The sequence below is a fragment of the Actinopolymorpha singaporensis genome, assembly GCF_900104745.1.
GTDB lineage: Bacteria > Actinomycetota > Actinomycetes > Propionibacteriales > Actinopolymorphaceae > Actinopolymorpha > Actinopolymorpha singaporensis.
Genome location: NZ_LT629732.1, coordinates 3,379,766 through 3,398,995, shown reverse-complemented (window position 1 = coordinate 3,398,995; position 19,230 = coordinate 3,379,766). Strand labels below are relative to the sequence as shown.

At 70.0% G+C, this 19,230-nt stretch carries 20 protein-coding genes and 2 tRNA genes; 10 read left to right on the top strand and 12 right to left on the bottom strand.

What is annotated here, in order from left to right; all coding sequences use genetic code 11:
- Window positions 1–34: 34 nt before the first annotated feature.
- Entirely contained in the window at window positions 35–1,147 is a 1,113-nt protein-coding gene (locus BLU27_RS15500) for a S1C family serine protease (protein WP_092654411.1), read from the bottom strand.
- 351 nt (window positions 1,148–1,498) lie between these two features.
- On the opposite strand from BLU27_RS15500, the gene BLU27_RS15490 reads away from it, so the two are divergent.
- The 8 genes from BLU27_RS15490 (at window position 1,499) to BLU27_RS15455 (ending at window position 10,314) form a co-directional block, all read left to right on the top strand.
- Window positions 1,499–3,136 (top strand): GGDEF domain-containing protein, encoded by a 1,638-nt coding sequence (locus BLU27_RS15490; protein WP_092654409.1) that lies wholly within the window; start codon window positions 1,499–1,501, stop codon window positions 3,134–3,136.
- Between the two features lie 52 nt (window positions 3,137–3,188).
- Complete coding sequence (locus tag BLU27_RS15485) at window positions 3,189–4,571, top strand: P-loop NTPase family protein (protein ID WP_172804962.1); 1,383 nt, start codon at window positions 3,189–3,191, stop codon at window positions 4,569–4,571.
- 81 nt (window positions 4,572–4,652) lie between these two features.
- Window positions 4,653–6,620 (top strand): vWA domain-containing protein, encoded by a 1,968-nt coding sequence (locus BLU27_RS15480; RefSeq protein WP_092654407.1) that lies wholly within the window; start codon window positions 4,653–4,655, stop codon window positions 6,618–6,620.
- 30 nt (window positions 6,621–6,650) lie between these two features.
- Window positions 6,651–7,283, top strand: a complete 633-nt coding sequence (orn, locus tag BLU27_RS15475; protein WP_092654406.1) for an oligoribonuclease — start codon at window positions 6,651–6,653, stop codon at window positions 7,281–7,283.
- A 111-nt stretch (window positions 7,284–7,394) separates the two neighbouring features.
- Window positions 7,395–7,470, top strand: a tRNA-His gene (locus BLU27_RS15470).
- Between the two features lie 500 nt (window positions 7,471–7,970).
- Window positions 7,971–8,609: an NADPH-dependent F420 reductase gene (locus tag BLU27_RS15465; RefSeq protein ID WP_092654405.1), complete on the top strand. Its 639-nt coding sequence runs from the start codon at window positions 7,971–7,973 to the stop codon at window positions 8,607–8,609.
- 19 nt (window positions 8,610–8,628) lie between these two features.
- Window positions 8,629–10,248 carry a phytoene desaturase family protein gene (locus tag BLU27_RS15460; RefSeq protein WP_092654404.1) on the top strand — a complete coding sequence of 540 codons (1,620 nt, stop codon included), beginning with the start codon at window positions 8,629–8,631 and terminating at the stop codon, window positions 10,246–10,248.
- Window positions 10,239–10,314, top strand: a tRNA-Lys gene (locus BLU27_RS15455). Before BLU27_RS15460 ends, BLU27_RS15455 begins: the two co-directional genes overlap by 10 nt.
- 52 nt (window positions 10,315–10,366) lie before the next feature.
- On the opposite strand, the gene BLU27_RS15450 is transcribed toward BLU27_RS15455, so the two are convergent.
- The 11 genes from BLU27_RS15450 to BLU27_RS15400 all read right to left on the bottom strand — a co-directional run bounded on the left by BLU27_RS15450 (window position 10,367) and on the right by BLU27_RS15400 (window position 17,782).
- Window positions 10,367–11,527, bottom strand: coding sequence for a site-specific integrase (locus BLU27_RS15450; RefSeq protein ID WP_092654403.1), 1,161 nt, complete (start codon window positions 11,525–11,527; stop codon window positions 10,367–10,369).
- Window positions 11,528–11,716 (bottom strand): helix-turn-helix transcriptional regulator, encoded by a 189-nt coding sequence (locus BLU27_RS15445; protein WP_092654402.1) that lies wholly within the window; start codon window positions 11,714–11,716, stop codon window positions 11,528–11,530.
- Window positions 11,717–11,754: 38 nt separating this feature from the next.
- Window positions 11,755–13,482 carry a replication initiator gene (locus tag BLU27_RS15440; protein WP_197681441.1) on the bottom strand — a complete coding sequence of 576 codons (1,728 nt, stop codon included), beginning with the start codon at window positions 13,480–13,482 and terminating at the stop codon, window positions 11,755–11,757.
- The gene (locus BLU27_RS15435) at window positions 13,479–13,715 is read right to left on the bottom strand and encodes a hypothetical protein (protein WP_092654401.1); all 237 of its coding nucleotides are present in this window, start codon (window positions 13,713–13,715) and stop codon (window positions 13,479–13,481) included. The genes BLU27_RS15440 and BLU27_RS15435 overlap by 4 nt, the downstream gene beginning before the upstream one ends.
- Window positions 13,712–13,999, bottom strand: a complete 288-nt coding sequence (locus tag BLU27_RS15430; RefSeq protein ID WP_092654400.1) for a hypothetical protein — start codon at window positions 13,997–13,999, stop codon at window positions 13,712–13,714. Before BLU27_RS15430 ends, BLU27_RS15435 begins: the two co-directional genes overlap by 4 nt.
- Window positions 13,996–14,460 carry an RRQRL motif-containing zinc-binding protein gene (locus BLU27_RS15425; RefSeq protein WP_197681440.1) on the bottom strand — a complete coding sequence of 155 codons (465 nt, stop codon included), beginning with the start codon at window positions 14,458–14,460 and terminating at the stop codon, window positions 13,996–13,998. Before BLU27_RS15425 ends, BLU27_RS15430 begins: the two co-directional genes overlap by 4 nt.
- Complete coding sequence (locus BLU27_RS15420) at window positions 14,457–15,251, bottom strand: FtsK/SpoIIIE domain-containing protein (RefSeq protein WP_197681439.1); 795 nt, start codon at window positions 15,249–15,251, stop codon at window positions 14,457–14,459. The genes BLU27_RS15425 and BLU27_RS15420 overlap by 4 nt, the downstream gene beginning before the upstream one ends.
- Window positions 15,252–15,417: 166 nt before the next feature.
- Window positions 15,418–16,344, bottom strand: coding sequence for a hypothetical protein (locus tag BLU27_RS15415; RefSeq protein ID WP_157728557.1), 927 nt, complete (start codon window positions 16,342–16,344; stop codon window positions 15,418–15,420).
- Window positions 16,334–16,906, bottom strand: a complete 573-nt coding sequence (locus BLU27_RS15410) for a hypothetical protein (RefSeq protein ID WP_092650941.1) — start codon at window positions 16,904–16,906, stop codon at window positions 16,334–16,336. Before BLU27_RS15410 ends, BLU27_RS15415 begins: the two co-directional genes overlap by 11 nt.
- Window positions 16,907–17,135: 229 nt before the next feature.
- Window positions 17,136–17,456, bottom strand: a complete 321-nt coding sequence (locus BLU27_RS15405) for a hypothetical protein (protein ID WP_092654396.1) — start codon at window positions 17,454–17,456, stop codon at window positions 17,136–17,138.
- Between the two features lie 140 nt (window positions 17,457–17,596).
- Window positions 17,597–17,782, bottom strand: coding sequence for a hypothetical protein (locus BLU27_RS15400; RefSeq protein ID WP_092654395.1), 186 nt, complete (start codon window positions 17,780–17,782; stop codon window positions 17,597–17,599).
- Between the two features lie 123 nt (window positions 17,783–17,905).
- On the opposite strand from BLU27_RS15400, the gene BLU27_RS15395 reads away from it, so the two are divergent.
- Together BLU27_RS15395 and BLU27_RS15390 are read left to right on the top strand one after the other, a co-directional pair.
- Window positions 17,906–18,664, top strand: coding sequence for a GntR family transcriptional regulator (locus BLU27_RS15395; protein ID WP_172804961.1), 759 nt, complete (start codon window positions 17,906–17,908; stop codon window positions 18,662–18,664).
- The gene (locus BLU27_RS15390; RefSeq protein WP_092654393.1) at window positions 18,648–19,211 is read left to right on the top strand and encodes a GNAT family N-acetyltransferase; all 564 of its coding nucleotides are present in this window, start codon (window positions 18,648–18,650) and stop codon (window positions 19,209–19,211) included. Before BLU27_RS15395 ends, BLU27_RS15390 begins: the two co-directional genes overlap by 17 nt.
- The last annotated feature ends 19 nt before the right edge of the window (window positions 19,212–19,230 follow it).

The following is a 19,230-nucleotide window of genomic DNA, read 5'->3' as shown; positions in this document are numbered from 1 at the left end:
GATGTACCCGGGGCGCCGCCCGACTACTCCGCTGTCAGCCCTGGCCGAGCTTGACCTCCACCCGGTGCGCGCTGCCGTCCCGGACGATCGTCATCGTGACCACCTGCCCGGGACGGCGCTTCACGAGCACCTCACCGAGCGCGGCGCTCGTCGGCGTCTTCGCGCCGCCCACCGCGGTGATGACGTCGCCCGGCCGGATGCCGGCCCGCGCCGCGGCACTGCCGGCCTTCACCGACTCCACGCCCACACCCTCAGGGGTTCCCCCGGCGTCGGTCACGGTGGACCCGGTGACCCCGAGGGCCGCCCGGCCGGAGTCGACGACGCGGCCGTGTTCGATGATCTGGTCGGCGATGCGGGTGACGGTGTTGCTCGGGATCGCGAAGCCGATGCCGGGAGCCGCGCTGTTCGACGCCTGCGGGTCGGTCGCGGCGAGGGTGGGGATTCCGATCACCGCCCCGGACAGGTCGACGAGCGCGCCGCCGCTGTTGCCCGGGTTGATCGGCGCCGACGTCTGGATCATGTTCCCGATCGTCGTACCCGGCAGGCCCTCGTGCGCGGGCTCGGGAATGCTGCGGCCGACCGCGGACACGATGCCGTTGGTGACGCTCCCGGACAGCCCGAGCGGATTGCCCATCGCCAGCACGATCTGGCCCACCTGAAGCTTGCCGGAGTCGGCGAACTCGGCGGGGTTCAGCGTCCTGCGCCGGTCGAGCTTGACGACGGCCAGGTCGCCCGGCGGGTACGTCGCGACCACGTGGGCGGCGAGCGGCGTTCCGCCCGTCGCCGGCCGGACCCGCACCGACTTCGACTGCCCCACGACGTGCGCGTTGGTGACGATGTGTCCGGCCTTGTCGTAGACGACGCCGGACCCGAGGCCGCCGCTCACCGTCAGCTGGACGACCGAGGTCAGGGTGTGGCGTACGACGGCCTCGTACTCGCGCTGCAGCCCCTCCGCCTGGCCACCGGGCTGGCCACCGGGCTGGCCACCCGGCTGGTCCCGGGTGGACGCCGTGGCGGACGGCGTCGGGTGGTCCTCCGCTTCGGGCGAGCCGTCCCCGCTGCACCCTGCCGCCACCAGGCCGAGCATCGCGAGCATGGCGAGAAGTGCGGCCCGTACGGTCGCGGTGGGTACGCGTTGGCTGCGCATGTACGACTGGCTCCTCAGGTCGGCGATGCCCGGGCATACCCGGGACAGCCGCACGAATGCGCCCCGGCCAGGTGGACCCGTGGCGTACCCACCTGGCCCGTGCCTTACGCTGCCGGTGCGTCAGACCTCACTGGCCGCCACCGGCCATCGCGCAGGAGCGGTGCCGGACATTCTCCGCGGAGGGACCGTGACCATCCCGACCGTCTCGTCGTTGACGTTCCGGGCCGGCCGGAGCGGCTGCGGGACGGGGACGCGCAGATGAACCACTCGAACCACCGCCACGCCGCGCGGGACGGCGGACAGCCGGGTGCGCAACCGGGTGCGCGACCAGGTGCCGAGGCGGGTGCCCACATGAGTGCCCACTCGGAGGCCAGGCCCATGCGGGCCCGGCCGCCCGAACTCGCCGACGTGACGGGACTGCTGATCCGCGCGCAGTCCGGCTCCGCCCGCGAGGTGGTGGCCGAGGTGGACGGCCTGCTGGCCGAAGCCCGGCGCGGGCACGCCAACGACCGGGCGCAGTGGCTGCGGTTCGTGCGCTTCGCCGCCCACCACGAACTCGGCGAGCTCGACCGTGCCGACGCCGCGGCGACGGAGATGATCCGGCTGGCCGAACCACTCGACGACCGGACCTGGGAGGCGTTCGGGCACGCACTGCGCGGGATGGCGCTGCTGCTGCGCAGCCGGTTCGAGCCCGCCTACGACGAGCTCGCCCGCGCCGTGGTGCTGCTGGAGGAGATCGCCGAGCCCGGGTACGCGATCGGGCACGCCATCAACGCGGCCGTGCTCGCCCTCGCTCGCCTGGACCTGTACGAGCTGGCCGTCACCTGGCTGGAGCGGCTGCGTGCGGTGGCGAACGCGTTGTCCGACGCCATGCTCGCCACCCTGTACGCCTACAACAGCGGCTGGCTGGAGCTCAACTGGGCCTGCGAGCTGGAACTCATCGGCGAGACCGAAGCCGCCCGCGCGCACTACGGCGCAACGCTGGCCGCGTTCGAGGCGGCGCCGTCGGGAGTGGACGCGATCGACCGGTCGTACTGGCCGCGCGAGGTGGTCGTGCAGGCCGGCGCGGCGCGGGCGATGCTCGGCGCGGGTGCCGAGGTGGTCCCGGAGCTGCGCGCCAACCTGGAGGCCGTCGCCGCGACCGAACGCCAGGAGGCCACCATCGTCGGCTACCTCGGCCTGGCCCGCGCGCACGCCAACGAGGGCGAGAGCGACCAGGCGCTGGAGTCCGCCGCGCAGGCCTGCGCGGTGGGTGACCAGCTGCCCCGGCTGAACGTGGTCGCCGTACGCGCCTACTGGGAGTACGCCGAACTGCTGGGCCGCGTGCACGGGCCCGAACCCACCGGCCAGGCGTACGCCCGGCTGACGTCCCGGCTGGTCCGCGACCGCTGGAACGAACGCCGGGCCCGGGTGCACTCCTTCGACGAGCGGTTGTCCGCCGAGCGGCTGCGTGACGAGCTGCGCCGCCGGGCCGCGGCGTACCTCACCGACCCGCTGACCGGACTCGGCAACCGGCGGCTGATCGAGATCCGGCTGCCGGAGCTCCTGGTGGAGTCGGCCGCGACGGGGCACCCCCTGGCGGTCGCGTTCGTCGACGTCGACGACTTCAAGAGTGTCAACGACGAGTTGTCACACCTGGTGGGCGACGACCTGCTTCGCGAACTCGCGCAGGAGATGCGGGCGGCGCTGTCCCCTGACGACGCGGTGGCCAGGTTCGGCGGCGAGGAGTTCGTGATCGTGCTGCCGAGCCGGGGTGCCGAGCAGGCGTTCGACGTGGTGGACGCGCTCCGACGGCGGATCGAGGAACGCGTGTGGAACTGCCTGCCGCACGACCGCCGGATCCGGATCACCGCGGGCCTCGCGCAGTCGTGGCACGGCGCCACCCGCACACAGCTGCTGGCCGCCGCCGACGAGGCGCTGCTGCGGGCCAAGCGGCAGGGCAAGAACCGCGTCGAGGTCCGGGCGAGTCCGCTCGCGGGCGACCTGTAGGTCCGCGGCGGGGCTTGCGCGAAGGTTGGGCCCCGGGCGTACGGTCGAGTGCGTGACCCGACCCACCACACTCGGCGCCCTGCGCGCCACACCGCACCAGCACCGCAGTGTCAAGGAAGAGCTCCGCACCAATCTTGTCGCCGCCCTCCGCTCGGGCGCTCCGGCTTTCCCCGGCATCGTGGGTTTCGACGACACGGTTCTCCCCCAGGTCGAGCGCGCCCTGCTCGCCGGGCACGACCTCGTACTCCTCGGTGAACGCGGGCAGGGCAAGACCCGCCTGATGCGCACGCTCGTCGGCCTGCTCGACGAGTGGACACCGGTGGTCGAGGGCTGTGAGATCAACGACCACCCGTACGCCCCGACCTGCACCCGGTGCCGGCGGCTGGCCGACGAGCTAGGCGACGAGCTGCCGGTGGCGTGGAAGCACCGCGACGAGAGGTACGGCGAGAAGCTCGCCACCCCCGACACCAGCGTCGGTGACCTGGTGGGCGACGTGGACCCGGTGAAGGTCGCCGAGGGCCGCACGCTCGGTGACCCCGAGACCATCCACTACGGCCTGGTCCCCCGCACCAACCGCGGCATCTTCGCCCTCAACGAGCTGCCCGACCTGGCCGAACGCATCCAGGTGGCGTTGTTCAACGTGCTGGAGGAACGCGACATCCAGGTGCGCGGCTACCTGCTGCGGCTGCCGCTGGACCTGCTGCTGGTCGCCTCCGCCAACCCCGAGGACTACACCAACCGCGGCCGGATCATCACCCCGCTGAAGGACCGTTTCGGTGCCGAGATCCGCACGCACTATCCGCTGGAGGTCGCCGAGGAGCTGGTCCTGATCCGCCAGGAGGCGGCGCTGGCCGCACCGGTGCCGGACTTCCTGCTGGAGGTGGTGGCCCGGCTGACCCGCGGCCTGCGCGAGTCGCCCTCGATCGACCAGCGGTCCGGGGTGTCCGCCCGGTTCGCGATCACCGCCGCGGAGACGATCGGCGCCTCCGCGCTGCGCCGGTCCGCCCTCACCGGCGAGGCCGACCCGGTGGCCCGGGTGTGCGACGTCCCCGGCGTCCTGCCCACCCTGCACGGCAAGGTGGAGTTCGAGATGGGCGAGGAGGGCCGCGAGCAGGAGATCTTCGGTCACCAGCTGCGGGTGGCGGTGGCGGAGACGTTCCGCGACCGGCTGCGCGGGCTCGACCTCGGCGGCTTCAGCAACCGGTTCGCCGAGGGCACGACCGTGGAGACCGGTGAGCTCACCCGCGGTGACGAACTGCTCGACCAGCTCGGCACCATCCCCGGCCTGGCGAAGGTCCTGGAACGGCTCGACCTCGGCGACGCACCGTCCCCCGGCGAGGTGGCCTCGGCGGTGGAGTTCGTCCTGGAAGGCCTGCACCTCACGCGGCGGCTGGCGAAGGAGACCGTGGACGGGGTGACCTACTACGGCGCCTGACCGGCACTTCCTTCGGCGGTCGTTCCAACCCTTCCATCCGGTCAACTCCGTTCGGCACAGGCACTCGAGGAGGACGGCGCGGTGAGCGCACGGAAGTTCCGCTACGGCCCCTGGGACAACGGCCCGGACCCGCTGGCCTCGCCGTACGACGTCCGCGAGGCACTGGACCAGCTCGGTCGCGACGTCCTCGCCGGCGGCAGTCTGCGGGAGGCGCTGCGTGACCTGCTGCGGCAGGGCCCGCAGGGCCGGCGCGGGCTGAACGACCTGTACGCCGCGGCCCGGCGCCGCCGGCAGGAGGCACGCCGGCGCGGCAACCTCGCGGGCACGCTGGACCGCGTACGCCAGATGCTCGACCAGGCGCTGGCCGCGGAGAAGGACACCCTCGCGCGCGATCCCGGCGACGACGCGCGGATGCGGGAGATGGAGCTGGACACTCTCCCCGACGACGTTGCTCGCGCCGTCCGCGACCTCTCGGCGTACGACTGGCAGTCAGAGGAAGGCCGGCAGACGTACGAGCAGATCCAGCAGATGCTGCGCCGGGACATCCTGGACGCGCAGTTCGCCGGGATGAAGCAGGCGCTGTCCGGGCAGGACCCGGCCGCCAGCCAGGCCGTGCGCGACATGCTCGCCGATCTCAACCAGCTGCTGGCCGCGCACTCGCGAGGCGAGGACACCACCGACCGGTTCGCGGAGTTCATGCAGCGGCACGGGGAGTTCTTCCCCGAGAACCCTTCCGACACCGACGAGCTGATCGACCTGCTGGCCCGGCGCGCCGCCGCGGCCGAACGCCTGATGCGGTCACTGTCGCCGCAGCAACGCGACGAGCTGGCCCAGCTGATGAACCAGGCCCTGGGAGACCCGGAGCTCGCCAGCCAGCTCGGCCAGCTGCGCGACAACCTGCACGCGCTGCGGCCCGGCCTGGACTGGCAGTCCCGCGCCCAGATGCGCGGGCAGCAGCCGCTCGGCTACGGCGAGGCCGTGGAGGCACTGGCCGACCTGGCCGACCTGGAGGCCCTGACCGAACAGCTCGGCCAGGAGCACCCCGGCGCCACCCTCGACGACGTGGACGTCGAGGCGCTGGAACGCCAGCTCGGCCCGGAGGCCGCGGTCGACGTCCGGGCGCTGCGCGAGCTGGAACGCGAACTCGAACGCCAGGGCTACGTCTCCCGCGACGCCGACGGGCTGCGGCTCACCCCGAAGGCGCTGCGCCGGCTGGGCGAGACCGCGCTGCGGCGGGTCTTCCAGGAGCTGTCCACCAGCGGGCGCGGCGACCACGACGACCACCGCACCGGCGCAGCGGACGAGCCGACCGGCGCCAGCCGGGAGTGGAGGTTCGGCGACGAGCACCCCATCGACGCCACCCGTACCGTCCACAACGCCGTGCTCCGCTCGGCCGCCGAACGCCGCCGTCCGCCGCTGTCGCTGTCGGTGGAGGACTTCGAGATCGCCGAGACCGAACGCCGGTCCTCCGCGGCGGTCGCACTGTGCGTCGACCTGTCGTACTCCATGATCCAGGAGGGCCGCTGGGGCCCGATGAAACAGACCGCGCTCGCCCTGTCGCACCTGGTCGCCACCAGGTTCCGGCAGGACGCGCTGGAGATCATCGGCTTCGACCGGGTGGCCCGCCGGCTGTCCCCCGTCCAGCTCGCAGAGATCGAACCGGACTGGATCCAGGGCACCAACCTCCAGCACGCGCTGATGCTGGCCGGTCGGCACGTGCGCCGCCACCCCGACGCCGAGCCGGTGATCCTGGTGGTCACCGACGGCGAGCCGACCGCCCACCTGGAGCCGGACGGTGAGCCGTTCTTCTCCTGGCCGACCACCCACGAGACGCTGCGGGCGACGATCACCGAGGTGGACGCGCTGACGAGGTACGGCGCGACCCTCAACCTCTTCATGCTCGGCGAGGACGAGGGGCTCGCGCGGTTCATGGACGCGGTGGCCCGGCGCAACGGCGGCCGGGTGTTCACGCCCGATCTGGACAGGTTGGGCGATTTCGTGGTGGCCGACTACCTCCGGGCCCGGCGAGGCTTCCGCCGGTCGGCGTGACCGCGACGGGACCGCCTAGGCTTGACAGTCATGTACGACCGCTTGGTGTGGATCGACTGTGAGATGACAGGGCTCGACCTCGGAGCCGACGCACTCATCGAGGTGGCCGCGCTCGTCACCGACGGGCAGCTCAACGTCCTGGGCGACGGCGTCGACCTGGTGATCAAACCGCCCCAGCCCGCGCTGGACCAGATGCGGGACGTCGTGCGCACCATGCACACGTCCTCGGGGCTGCTGGACGAGCTCGCCGGCGGGGTGTCCCTCGCCGAGGCCGAGGAGCGGGTTCTGTCGTACGTCCGCACCTACGCCCCCGAGGCCAACAAGGCCCCGCTGGCCGGCAACACCGTGGCCACCGACCGGGCGTTCCTGGCCCGCGACATGCCCACGCTCGAACAGCACCTGCACTACCGCATCGTGGACGTCTCCTCGATCAAGGAACTCGCCCGCCGCTGGTATCCCCGGGCCTACTTCGCCAGCCCCGGGAAGGTCGGCAACCACCGGGCGCTCGCCGACATCCGCGAGTCGATCGACGAACTCCGCTACTACCGCGCAGCGGTGTTCGTGCCGCAGCCGGGCCCGGACACCGCCACCGCGAAGGCGATCGCGGACGGGATTCTCGGCCACCCGACCCAGTCCGGACCGGCCACCGACGCGGTGACCTGATCTCGGTGTGAGGCCCGCCGACCGGATGGCTATACTCGTGGCGCCGCGGAGGAATTCGCGGCTGTCGTTCGTAGGGGGACCACTCCGCCCGGATAGTCTCCCTGTGGCGTGGTGGGTGTAGCTCAGCTGGTAGAGCACTGGGTTGTGATCCCAGGTGTCGCGGGTTCAAGTCCCGTCACTCACCCCATCTCCGTAGGGCCGCTGCCCCGCCTCGTGCGGGCAGCGGCCCTCTCTCGTTTCTGCGGTCGTGGTGCCTGACCTGGACTTTCACGCCCTTATGACTGGTGGCGGCTACGAATGGCCCAGAACGAAGGGGGCGCACATGCTTCACCACCACCACCACCGAGTCCCCGGTCGCATCCGGCAGGCGTGGGGCCGCCACCAGCGTCGCCGCCTGATCCGGGCGTTCGCCCGCAGTCGGTGAACTGGTTCTCACGATGCCGGTCCCAGGTGAACGCCCTGGCCCGTTCACGCCGCGCCCCGGCCACTTGTCGAAGAGACCGGTGGCTGCCGAAACGCGAATGTAGCTCTACACGAGCCGCAACCGAAGGCGCACGATCATGCGCTGGCGGAGGCCACTCCCCCGGGGCTTGCATTGCGTTGTGGGGTTCTGCCGTTCTGGAGCACTGCGGGCGGGGTACTCGTACGCCAGGGGCGCAGCCACCTCTGCCGGACGGGAGGCGCACAGTGCAGGTCACCATCCTCGGTGCGGGCAACATGAGCCGCGGGATCGCCACCAGGCTCCTCGCGGGCGCCCACGAGGTGCACATCCTGGACCGGGACGCCGGCCACGCGGCCACCCTGGTCGACGAACTCCGCAGCGCGAGCGACGGCCGGGTCTCCGCGGGCGCCGTCGGCGACAAGCTGATGGGCGACGTGGTGATCCTCGCCGTCCCGTACGTCGGGGCCGCCCGGATGGTCCGGACGTACGCCGACCAGTTGCCGGGGCGGATCCTCGTCGACGTCACCAACCCGGTGAACGCCGCCTACGACGGGCTGAGCGTGGCGCCGGACACCTCGGCAGCGGAGGAGATCGAGAAGCTCGCCCCGGACGGCACGAAGGTGGTCAAGGCGTTCAACACCACCTTCGCCGGGACACTCCTGACGGGCCGGGCCGGCGGGCTGCCGCTGGACGTGCTGATCGCCGGGGACGACGCGGACGCCAAGGGGACGATCGCCCGGCTGGTCGAGATGGGCGGCATGCGGCCGCTGGACGTCGGCCCCCTGCACCGGGCCCGCCAACTCGAGGGGATGGGCCTGCTGCACATCACCCTGCAGTTCACGATGGGCACGGGGTTCGGCAGCGCGATCAAGATCGTTTCCTGACACCGCCTAGGGTCAGGGCATGGAGTCGTACGACGTCGCCGTCGTCGGAGGCGGCCACAACGCCCTGGTCGCGGCCGCCTACCTCGCCCGCGCCGGCCTGTCGGTGATCGTCCTGGAGCGGCTGGACCACCTCGGCGGTGCCGCGGTGAGCGAGCGGCCGTTCGCAGGCCAGGACGCCCGGCTGTCGCGGTACTCCTACCTCGTGAGCCTCCTCCCCGACCGGATCGTGGCCGACCTGGACCTGCGGCTGGACCTGCGCTCGCGACCGGTCGCGTCGTACACCCCGGTGGTCCGCGACGGCACCCCCACCGGCCTGCTGGTCGAGCGCGAGCCGGGCCCGGCGACCGAGGAGTCGTTCCGTTCGCTCACCGGGTCGGACAGGGAGTACCTGGCGTGGCGAGAGTTCTACAGCGAGTGGGAGCAGGTGGCCGGCGCGCTCGCCCCCACCCTGCTGGAGCCATTGCGCCCGGCAGCGCAGGTCCATGACCGGCTCGGCGGGCGGGCGTGGGACCGGTTCGTGGCCCGGCCGCTCGGCGAGGTGGTCGAGCAGACCTTCGCCGACGACCTCGTACGGGGCGTCGTCCTCACCGACGGGGTGATCGGGACGTTCACCCACGCACACGACCCGTCCCTTCGGCAGAACCGCTGCTTCCTCTACCACCTGATCGGCAACGGCACCGGCGAGTGGCGCGTGCCGGTCGGCGGGATGGGCGCGGTCTCCGGCGCGCTCGCGTCGGCGGCCCGGCAGGCGGGTGCGGTACTGCGTACCGGTGCGGACGTCACCGCGGTCGAGGTGGACGGCACGTCGGCGCGGGTCAGCTTCACCGACGAGGACGGCGAGCACGCCGTCGCCGCGTCGTACGTCCTGGCCGGATGCGCGCCCGCCACCCTGGACCGGCTGCGAGGGCGTACGCCCGCCGAGGTACCCGAGGGCGCCCAGCTCAAGCTCAACCTGCTGCTCACCCGGTTGCCGAAGCTGCGCTCGGGCGCCGACCCGCGGCAGGCGTACGCCGGCACGTTCCACATCGACGAGGGGTACGCCGACCTGCAGCGGGCGTACGACGAGGCTGCCGGCGGCCGTCTGCCCACCCGCCCACCTGGCGAGATCTACTGCCACACCCTCACCGACCCGACGATCCTGGGGCCCGACCTCGCCCAGCGGGGCTGGCACACGCTCACGTTGTTCGGGCTGCACGCCCCGGCCCGGTTGTTCGGAGGCAGCGAGGCGGACCACGCGGCACTGCGGGACACCGCCGCGGCCGCCTACCTGGCCGGCCTGAACGCACACCTGGCCGAGCCGATCGAGGACTGCCTGGCCACGGACCGGGACGGGCAGCCGTGCGTGGAGGCGAAGACGCCGCTCGACGTGGAGGCCTCGGTGGGTATGCCTGGCGGGCACATCTTCCACGGCGACCTCGCCTGGCCGTGGGCGGAGACGGCCGACGAGGAAGGTACGTGGGGGGTCGAGACGGACGTGCCGAACCTGATGATCTGCGGCAGCGGTGCCCGGCGGGGCGGGGCGGTCAGCGGGATCGGCGGCCACAACGCCGCGCAGGCAGTCCTCCAGCGGCGGGACCGAACCCGCAATTCGCCCGCCCGAACCCACACTGCTAACATCTCCGATGCCACGCGCCGCTAGCTCAACTGGCAGAGCAGCTGACTCTTAATCAGCGGGTTCGGGGTTCGAGTCCCTGGCGGCGCACCATCTCGACAGGTCGGCGGCACTTAGGTGCCGCCGGCCAAGATCACCGCCACACTTAACCCACACTTTTGGCCTCCTCGGCCGGGTTGACCAGGCGTTCCAGCACCGCAGCCGCCCCCGTGCTCGCGACCTTCCGGCCCATGTAGACGTCCTGGGTCATGGACACCTTGGCGTGCCCCAGCTGGTCCGCGGCGGCCCTCGCCGACAGTCCGGCGTGATCCATCAACGTCGCGACCGTCTTACGGAAGACATGTGACGTAACCCACATGTAGCCGGCCTCGTCGAAGGTCCGGCGAAGATCACCGTGGGTGTTCGACGGGTCGCGAACACCGCCCAACGGAGCGGGGAAGACCGGCTCGTCAGGCGCCACTCCCCCGTCCTGTCGCCGGCGCAGCATCTCCACGGCCCACGACGGAAGAACCAGAGTCCGCCAGCCGTTGCGGCTCTTCGGCTTCGGCTTGATAACCACACCCTGGCCCTTCAGCCTCACCACCGTTCCCCGAACCTCGACCGTGCCCACCTCCAGGTCGACCGCATCCCAGACGATGGCCGCCGTCTCACCGATCCGCAGACCGGTCGCCAGCATCATGTCTATGAAGTCGACCAGATCCCACCGGCGAGCCTGCGCACTCGCGGCCACCTTGGCACGCAGATCCTGCGCCTCCGCCAACGTCAGCGCCCGGCTCGCCTTCGGTCGTGTCTCGATGCGAGCGATGTCGCGGGCCGGATTGTGTGTCAGTGCCTCGTGCCGCGCGGCCAGCCCGAACATGCCGCTGAGGATCGTTCGAACCGTCTTCGCCGTGCTCGGCCCTGGGTTGAGCCGAACCGACTTCACGAACCGATCCACCCGAGAGACGGTCGCCTCCCGGATCCGCAAATTTCCGAGCGCGGGGATGATCCGCTTGTCCAACTGCTGCCGGTACAGCTCCAGCGTCGTTGGCGAGCGGTCCATGTCGGACACCTCGGCGAACCACAGCTCCGCGAGGTCACTGAGCCGTGTGTCCGGACGGATCTCGGAGCCGGCATCCGCCCGCACCCGATCCCGGACCGCCTCACGAAGCCGATTCCGCGCCTGCTCCTTCGACCGCCCACGGCGCTCAACGATTCGCACCACGCCGTCGTAGTCGCGGACCTTGCACATGGCGCGGAACCCAGCGGACGTGGCGTAGATCCTCGTCTCGCCCGCGGTACCGACCGGCAGTGGTGGCCTGGCCATCTACGCCGCCTGCTGTTCTCGGACCCACGCATACACCTCGGCTGGGTCGTAGCGCAGATGCTTGCCTATCCGGACGCTCTTCGGACCACTGCCATTACAGCGCCACCGGTACAACGTCGCGACCGGGATACCGAGGAACTCCGACACGTCATGCACCGACCACAGCCGCTCAGGCCTCACACCGTTCATAAGTGAACTCCCTTTCCCTGTTGGGTTCTTGGCGTACGTCAACGAAGGGTTGCTAATTCCAGCCGACCGGTCTGGCGGCGTTCGCGGGCCATGGCGGCCGCGGTGTTGGCGAGCATGGCGTCACCGGTGGTGTGCCAGCCGGTGCCGGCGTAGACGAGTTCGCCGATGACCTCAAGGACCTCGTTCTCCTCGAGGTGCTCGGTCGTCTCGTGGTGGGCGCGCCGGTAGTCGATGCGGGCCTGCCGGAGTCGTTTGAAGGTGGTGGAGTAACGGCGGGACTTGGAGAAGAAGTGCCCGCCGTAGCCGAGCATGTGAGCCCACCGCCGTAGCGCGTAGTACCAGCTGTCGCGCCACTCGTCCGCGGGCTGCCGGCCCTTCTGGCTGAGCCGCCAACAGGCCTCGATGATCCGGCCGGGGTGGGTGTCGTTGGCGTAGAAGTCGATCGACTCTTCGGTGATCTTGCGTGAGGTGTGCCCGGTCGCCTCGGTCGCCTTCGTCGCGTACTTGGCCAGGTAACCGGCGACGGCCGGGCCCGACAGCAGCCGCCGGCGCCCATGCTTATCCGTCTGGTCGGCCTGGTTGAGCTCGTCGACGACCCGTTCACCGCTGAGCTGGTCCTCCCCGCGCAGCCGGACAGGTCGGACGTCGACCTGCTCACCCCACGCAAGCAGCCACCCCTCGGGCCGGTCGACAAGAAGGCGTCCGCGCCGGCCGTGGACGACCAGGGGCGGAGTTCGCCAGGCGGTGTCGGCGACGGCATGTTCGAGGATCCACTTCAGGAGGAACACAGTCGCCCACGCCGGCGGCGCCACCACCTGGTCAGGGTCGAAGGGGTGGATGCCGTCGAAGCGGGCGAGGATGTGGAAGTGGACCAGGCCGCGGCGCTGGAACTCCGCGACCTTCCCGAACGAGATCCGCACCGGCACCTTCGAGGTGACCTTGCCGGTGGTCGGGTTGACCACCTGTTCGGCGTAGCCGTGGCGGCGGGCCCACTTGCCGAGTTCGCGGTTGGCTTTCATGGTGGTGCGGCGCCACAGTTCGCCGACCAGCCCGTTCCACACGGCGTGGTGGTCGTAGTCGTAGCAGTCGCCGCACAGGGGCCGGCCGAGCCGTTCGTCACCGTCGCCATGTCTGCTCATGCAACGCAGGTCGATCCCGTGCGGGCAGATGTCGGGGGTTCTGCGGGCCCGGCAGGGTGCGGGCTGGCCCTTGTTGTTGGTGCGGGTGGTGTGCACGATGCCGAAGCCGGGTGCGGTGACGGTGGCGAACACCGCTGGATGCCCGGACACGGTCTCGGGGACGCCTTTGCCGCCGCGCATCCCGGCGAGGACGAGTTGGTAGGCGTCGGCCCGGTAAATCTCCGAACACGACGGGCACACCGATGCCCGCCGGTTTCCGCAGGCTTTGTAGATCACCCCGTCCGGCATGTCGGCCGTCGACCGTTCCGGGCCGTCGCGGGTGACCTCGCCGGTGGTGGTGTTGACGGTGGCGGTGCGGAACTTCCCGGCCAGGCGGACGGGGTTGGTGCAGCCGGCGGCGGAGTGGACGTGGGACAACCAGCGTCCGTAGTCCTCGCGGGTGGCCCGGCGCATCGCCGAATGCGTGGCGAAGCGGTCCTGGCCGTTGACGAGCTCGGCCCGGTCGGCGAGCCATTCGTCGTAGTCGGCCAGCCGCGGTACACCTCGTTCGGCGGTGTTCTCGGCAGCGGCCACCGCCCCCGGCACCGTGGTGGTGTCAGGGGTGGTGGTCGTCGTCGAGTCGGTCACCCGCGCCGTCCAGCGTTGTTGCGCCTGTCGGCGAGCTGGGTGATTTTGCGGTCTTCGGGTCGGGTGCCCTCCCGTGCCGCGCAGGCGGGGCAGAGTGCGTTGTCCCCGTCGACGGCCCAGCCGAAGTCGGCGAGGTCTTCGCGGTCGCAGGGCAGTTCGTTGTGGCTGGTTTCGAACTCGGCGTCGCAGGAGTCACACGCAGCGCCCCACACCTGGTACGAGCGCACGGTCATGGCCGGCCACCTCCTCTCTTCGTCTTCGTCGTGTTCGTGGTGGGGTCTGTGTCGTCGGTGAGCTCGTCCAGGGCGGCGAGCACATCCAGGCCCTTGTCGACCTCGGCCCGCATCAGCTCGGCCGTGGGTGCGGCCTTGGCGGAGGTGAGGATGTAGTGCAGGACGCCGAGGGTGTAGGCGTTGCCCTGGTCGGTGTCGCGGTCATAGCCCCGCTGGATCAGCCGGGCCTTGAACCTTTGCGCGTACGTCTGCTCCCGGCCGACGCCGTTGTCGCCGGTGCTCATGCCACTGCCCTCCTGCCCGTCGTGGCCTCGTGGGCCTGGTGGCAGTCGACGCAGCAGCCCAACGACGTCGGGATCGTGTACCCGGCGTCGTGTCCGCAGTCTGGGTAGACCCGTCGTGCGGCGAGGGCTTTCTCGATTGCGTGCAGCTGCGCCAGTGAAGGGATCCGCTTCGGCTTCGCCTGCTCGATCCGGTAGAGGTAGGCGACAGCCGGCTTGCCTCGCCGCACCCACCGGATCTGTGCCGCGATGGGTTGCCCGCCGGGGCGGAGCTCGAGGGCGAGCAGCTGCCGCCTGGTGGCGAGCCCTTCGGGTGCCATCTGCCACGGGTAGGTGGGTGTGCCGCCGTGGTTGACACCGGTCGGGTCGTAGAAGCAGGTGTCGAGTCGTCGACGTCGACGAGCACCAGGACGTCGACGAGCCTCCCGGCGCCTGCCGTTACGGGGACCGCTGTAGGTGGTCATACGGCACCGCCGAACTGGCCGCCGCGGATGGACAGGGAGCGGGCGACGAGGGTGTCGATCTCGTCATCGGTCAGGTAGACGGAGCGGAACCGGAAGGGTCGGCCTTCTTCGGCGAGGCAGTAGCCGACGCCGGGCCGGTTGGGTGGGATCTTGGAGGCGTCGAACCCCTGGGCGGCCCAGTCGGTTCCCAGGATGATGTCGGACGATGCTTCGGTGGCGCACCTGAAGGCGACCCGGTAGGAGAACACGTCCCGCACCCTTGTGGGCACGATGTCCGCCGACGGGCGCTGGGTCGCCGCCACGACGACGATCCCCGCCGCGGGGCCTCGTTGTACGAGGTCCATCAGCAGGGACAGGAACCGTTCCTGGGATTCCTTGGTGCCGTAGACGGAGGTGAAGACGGACAGTTCGTCGATCCAGACGGTGATCAGGTCCATGCCGTCGCCTTTGACGACCTTCCTGCGTCGCCGTTCGGTCAGCCACTCATACCGCCGGTCCATCTCCTGCTGGAGGACGGAGAGGACGTGGTTGGCGAGGTGGGCGTCGGGGCCGACGAAGAAGTCGGCGATCTCCTTCCACAGGATCAGTTCGACGATCTTGCCGTCGATGAGGATGATGCGGGCGTCGGTGCACTGGGACATGTGGCCGACCCCGTTGGACATGAACCCCGACTTGCCGGAGCGCGACAACCCACCCGCGAGGAGGCTGCGGGAGGCGAGTTCGACCCGGAGGGGCCGGCCGTACTCGTCGATGCCGAAGTGCACCTTGTCGTAGGCCGACAGCCCCGACACCGAGGTGCCACGTCGACGACGAAGCAGCCGCCGCGGGAGTGCAGGCGCCGGGGCGAGCTCGGCGGCCGGTGGGTAGGTGGGGAGAACCTGGGTCGGTTCGTTGTGGGCGGATGGGGGGTTGCCCCCGGCCCGTGGGCCGGGGACAACCGTTCCGCCGAGATGGCGGCTAGACATAATCGGACACGTCCTCACCGGAGGCCGACAACACCGGAGCCGGTCGTGCCGGTTCAGGTGCCGGGGTCTCCTTTCTGGTCGTGGTTCGTTTCCTGGTGGTCTCCTTCGCAGCGGCGAACCCCGAAGCGTTGCTGGTGGTGTCGGTCGCCTGGCCGTTGGCCTTGCCGCCGGCGCCACCTCGGGCGCCCATACGGCTCTGGATCACTTGCGTGTCGTCGTTCTCGCCGTCGTTGTGGTTGGCGAGGGGTAGGCCGATGCCGACGGCCCACTCAGAAGCCCGCACACCAGCCGCCTGGTCGGCGGTGGGGATGTTGGCGGGGATGAGGGCTTGTTCGGTGCCCTTGGGGATGAGGCCGGACTCGACAGGGGTTTTGGAGTCGAGTGGGTCCCGGCGGGTGATGTCGATGCGGATCAGGTGCGTCCATCGCCGGTGGACCTGGACTTGGCCGGAGCGGGCGTAGCAGGTGGAGCCGAGGGAGCGGATGCGTTCCTCGACGTCTTCCACGCAGATCCCGCCGACCAGGACCATCCAGGCTCGTTCACCGACCCTTGTGGGGTAGATGAACAGCAGCCACGGCAGCCTGCCGGACCGGTTTCGTAGGCCGTTCTCTGCCATGAAGGTGCGCAGCCGGTGCCGGGTCACGTCGACCCAGAACACCGCCACGAGGATCCTGCCCGAGTACGGCACCACCAGGGCGACGGCGACGGGTGCGACGATCACTGACCCGGCTGCCCAGGCGGGCAGGTTCATCCGGACCAGATACACGAACACCGTCGCCGTAGTGCCGGCCAGCGCCAGTTCCGGCAGCCACCGCCAAAACGCGAGAAGCAGCTGCGCACCCCACCGTTGGTGGATGCGGGGTTTGACGTTCTCCACCGCACGAGCCCGGTTACTGCGGCCACCTCGCTTACGCGGCATCGTCGCCACCTCCATGGATGTCGGAGGCGGTTGCTTTGGCGATGTCGTCGAGGGCGGCTTGGGCCTTGTAGAAGGTCTTGTGGACCTGGCCCGTCTTGAACGCGTTCTGACCGAAGATCGCGCACACCACTTCGGCGGCACGATCCCTCTCGCCGGCGATCGTCGCCGTCATCGCGGTCGCATCTTTGAAGACGGCCTCGCCCTGGCGGCAGTCCATGTCCGCATCGAACTCGCGGGCATCGTTGAGAACCTGCTCCTGCACCTTCAGTTCCGCGGCCATCCAGTCGACCGCCTGGCGCAGGTGCTCATACACCGCCATCAGCCGGTAACCACGCAGCAGCATCTGCCGCAACGCCCAGCTCAAACCGGCGATGTCATCGAGGTCATCGATGTCGTCGTCTGACTCAGCCTCCGGCTCCTCGGCCGGCTCATCGGCGAGCCCGTTGGTGTTGGTTGTGAACTCGTGATCAGCGCCATTGGGCGCGTCAGCCGGAGTGTCCTGAGGGGTCATCGGGTCCCGGTACGGGTCCTCAGGCGACTGGTTGTAGGTAGCATCAGACATGCCACAGCCCTCCTCATCAGGGTGTGTGGAAGGCAGAGAGCCGGAAGGTTTCCAGGCCTTGTTCCGGCTCTCCGCCGTCTGTGGGGAGCGGCCCCTTCGGGGGCCGCTCTTCTACTTGTTGTGGATCGCGCCGCTCAGCGGCGCCACCTGCCCACGATTGGCAGGCTGCTCAACGGTTGGGCACTCGAACTCGAAGGGTGTCTCGGCGTTCACAGCTGTGACTGGGGGTTCAGGCCGCCTTGACCGCCTGCTTGGTCTCCAGCGCCTTCGCACGGAAGGCGACACCGTTCCGGCCGCCCGTCGCCCACGGGATGGCTTCCAGCTCGACCGGGGTAACGGACTGCCCCACGGCCACCTTCGGCGGTGCACCCGCCACAGTGATCGTGATGATGTCCGCCCCGGACTCAGGTTCGAGCGCCATCACCTGCACGACGAACAACAACTCACCGGTCCTCCGATCGGCCTTGTGCCGACCATCCTGATCAGTCTTCGGCTCCGCCGCCTTCGTCACCGTGAACGTGTGAACCGAGGTGTCGACGATCAACTTCATGAGTGCACTCCCCTTGACTGGGATCGATGGAAACGAGGCACCATGCCTCACCACACGCGAACCGGTGTGGCTCCGTACACGCGCCCGACTCGAACGGGCAGGTCAGCCGACCTGACGGCGCGCCATCGGCGCTGGTCCGTCTAGGGGTATTGGCATTCGCGGAGAACCTCGGCGGCCACAGCGTGCGCGGCTTCGGTCATTCGCAACACGTCGAGACATAGGACGTCTGTACGCGTGGCCTCCACCTCGACGGGCCCGGCGAGAGCGCCGAGGTCACGAAGGATGGAGGCCAGTTCGCGGCACCGCTTCAGGTAGATGTCGGACACGTCATACCTCACTTGTATGGACAGGTCGGACAGGTACGAACGAGACCATACACCACACTTGTCCATACAGGTACCGTCATGTGAGAGAGTGTCGGCATGCCACCAGGAGAGAGGGGCGCCCGCGTGCAAGGCACGGATACCCGGCCGCTTCACCGCCGGATCACCGATGACCTGCGACGACGCATCGGCGCCGGCGAGTACCAGCCCGGTGACATGCTCCCTTCCGAAGCCAGCCTGAGATCCGATTACGACGTCACCCGCGGCACGGTGCGTCAAGCCCTACAGACTCTCGTCGGTGAGGGTCTGGTCAGCGTCATCCAGGGTCGCGGCTACCTCGTGCGTGAACGGGAAGCGCTGATCTACGACCTGACCGGTTCTGAGAGCCCGGACCGGCGCAGCAGCGCGACTCACGACATCTGGATCACCGATGTTCAGGCTCAGGGCCGCACGCCGGGGATGCGCCTCGACGTCTTGCGCGTAGTCCCACCCGCCGACGTCGTTGACTGTCTCGAGCTCGCCGAGAACGAGGTGGTCGTCCTCCGCCGCCGGGTGCGGCTCGTCGACGACCAGCCGTACTCCATCTCCTCGGCGTACTGGCCCCTCTCCATCGCAGCCGGCACGCCGATCGAGCTGCCGCACGACATGCAGCCTGGACCGCTCGCCTGGCTCACCAAGCATGGGCGTCGACAGGTCCGGGTCCACGGAAAGATCGCCGGCCGCATGCCCACGTCCGAGGAGGCCGAGACCCTCCGTCTACCGGCCGGAGCGCCGGTGTTCGAACACACCAGAACCGGCTACGACGAAGCCGACGTCCCGTTGCGCACAACGGTCGACGTGTTGCCTACCGACAGGTTCGTGATCACCTATGACCTCGACGTCTGAACAGCTGCCTCTCCTACGGCAAGCTTCCGCCGAAGACCTCCCCGTCGTCTTCGCCCTCCTGAATGATGCCGCCGAATGGCTCGCCTCGCGCGGCATCGACCAGTGGCCGGCCAAGTTCGAACGAGACAACGAGTGGCGAGCGCAGCGCATCGAGAAGTACGTCGCTAACGGCTACGTCTATATCGCCTCCGACGACCGCGGCTACGTCGCGACCGTCACCATCAGCCCGCACGCCGACCCCGACTTCGCCGGCGGTTGGCCCGACGGACCCGACAACGCGCTCTACGTCTATCGGATGGCCACCATGCGCCGCGCCGCCGGTCAAGGACTAGGTGAACGCATGCTGGCGTGGGCCGGCGACCGCGCAGCTCGCTCCGGCCGCCCATGGCTCCGTCTCGACGTCCACCGGGACAATCACGAGCTGCAGCGCTACTACGAGCGGCTGGGCTTCATTCGGGTAGCCACCGTCGTCAAACCACCCCGCGGTTCCGGCGCCCTCTACCAACGTCCGGCGCGCATCGAACCTGTCACGCTTGTCGTCGAGTAGACCCGATCGCCAACTCAAG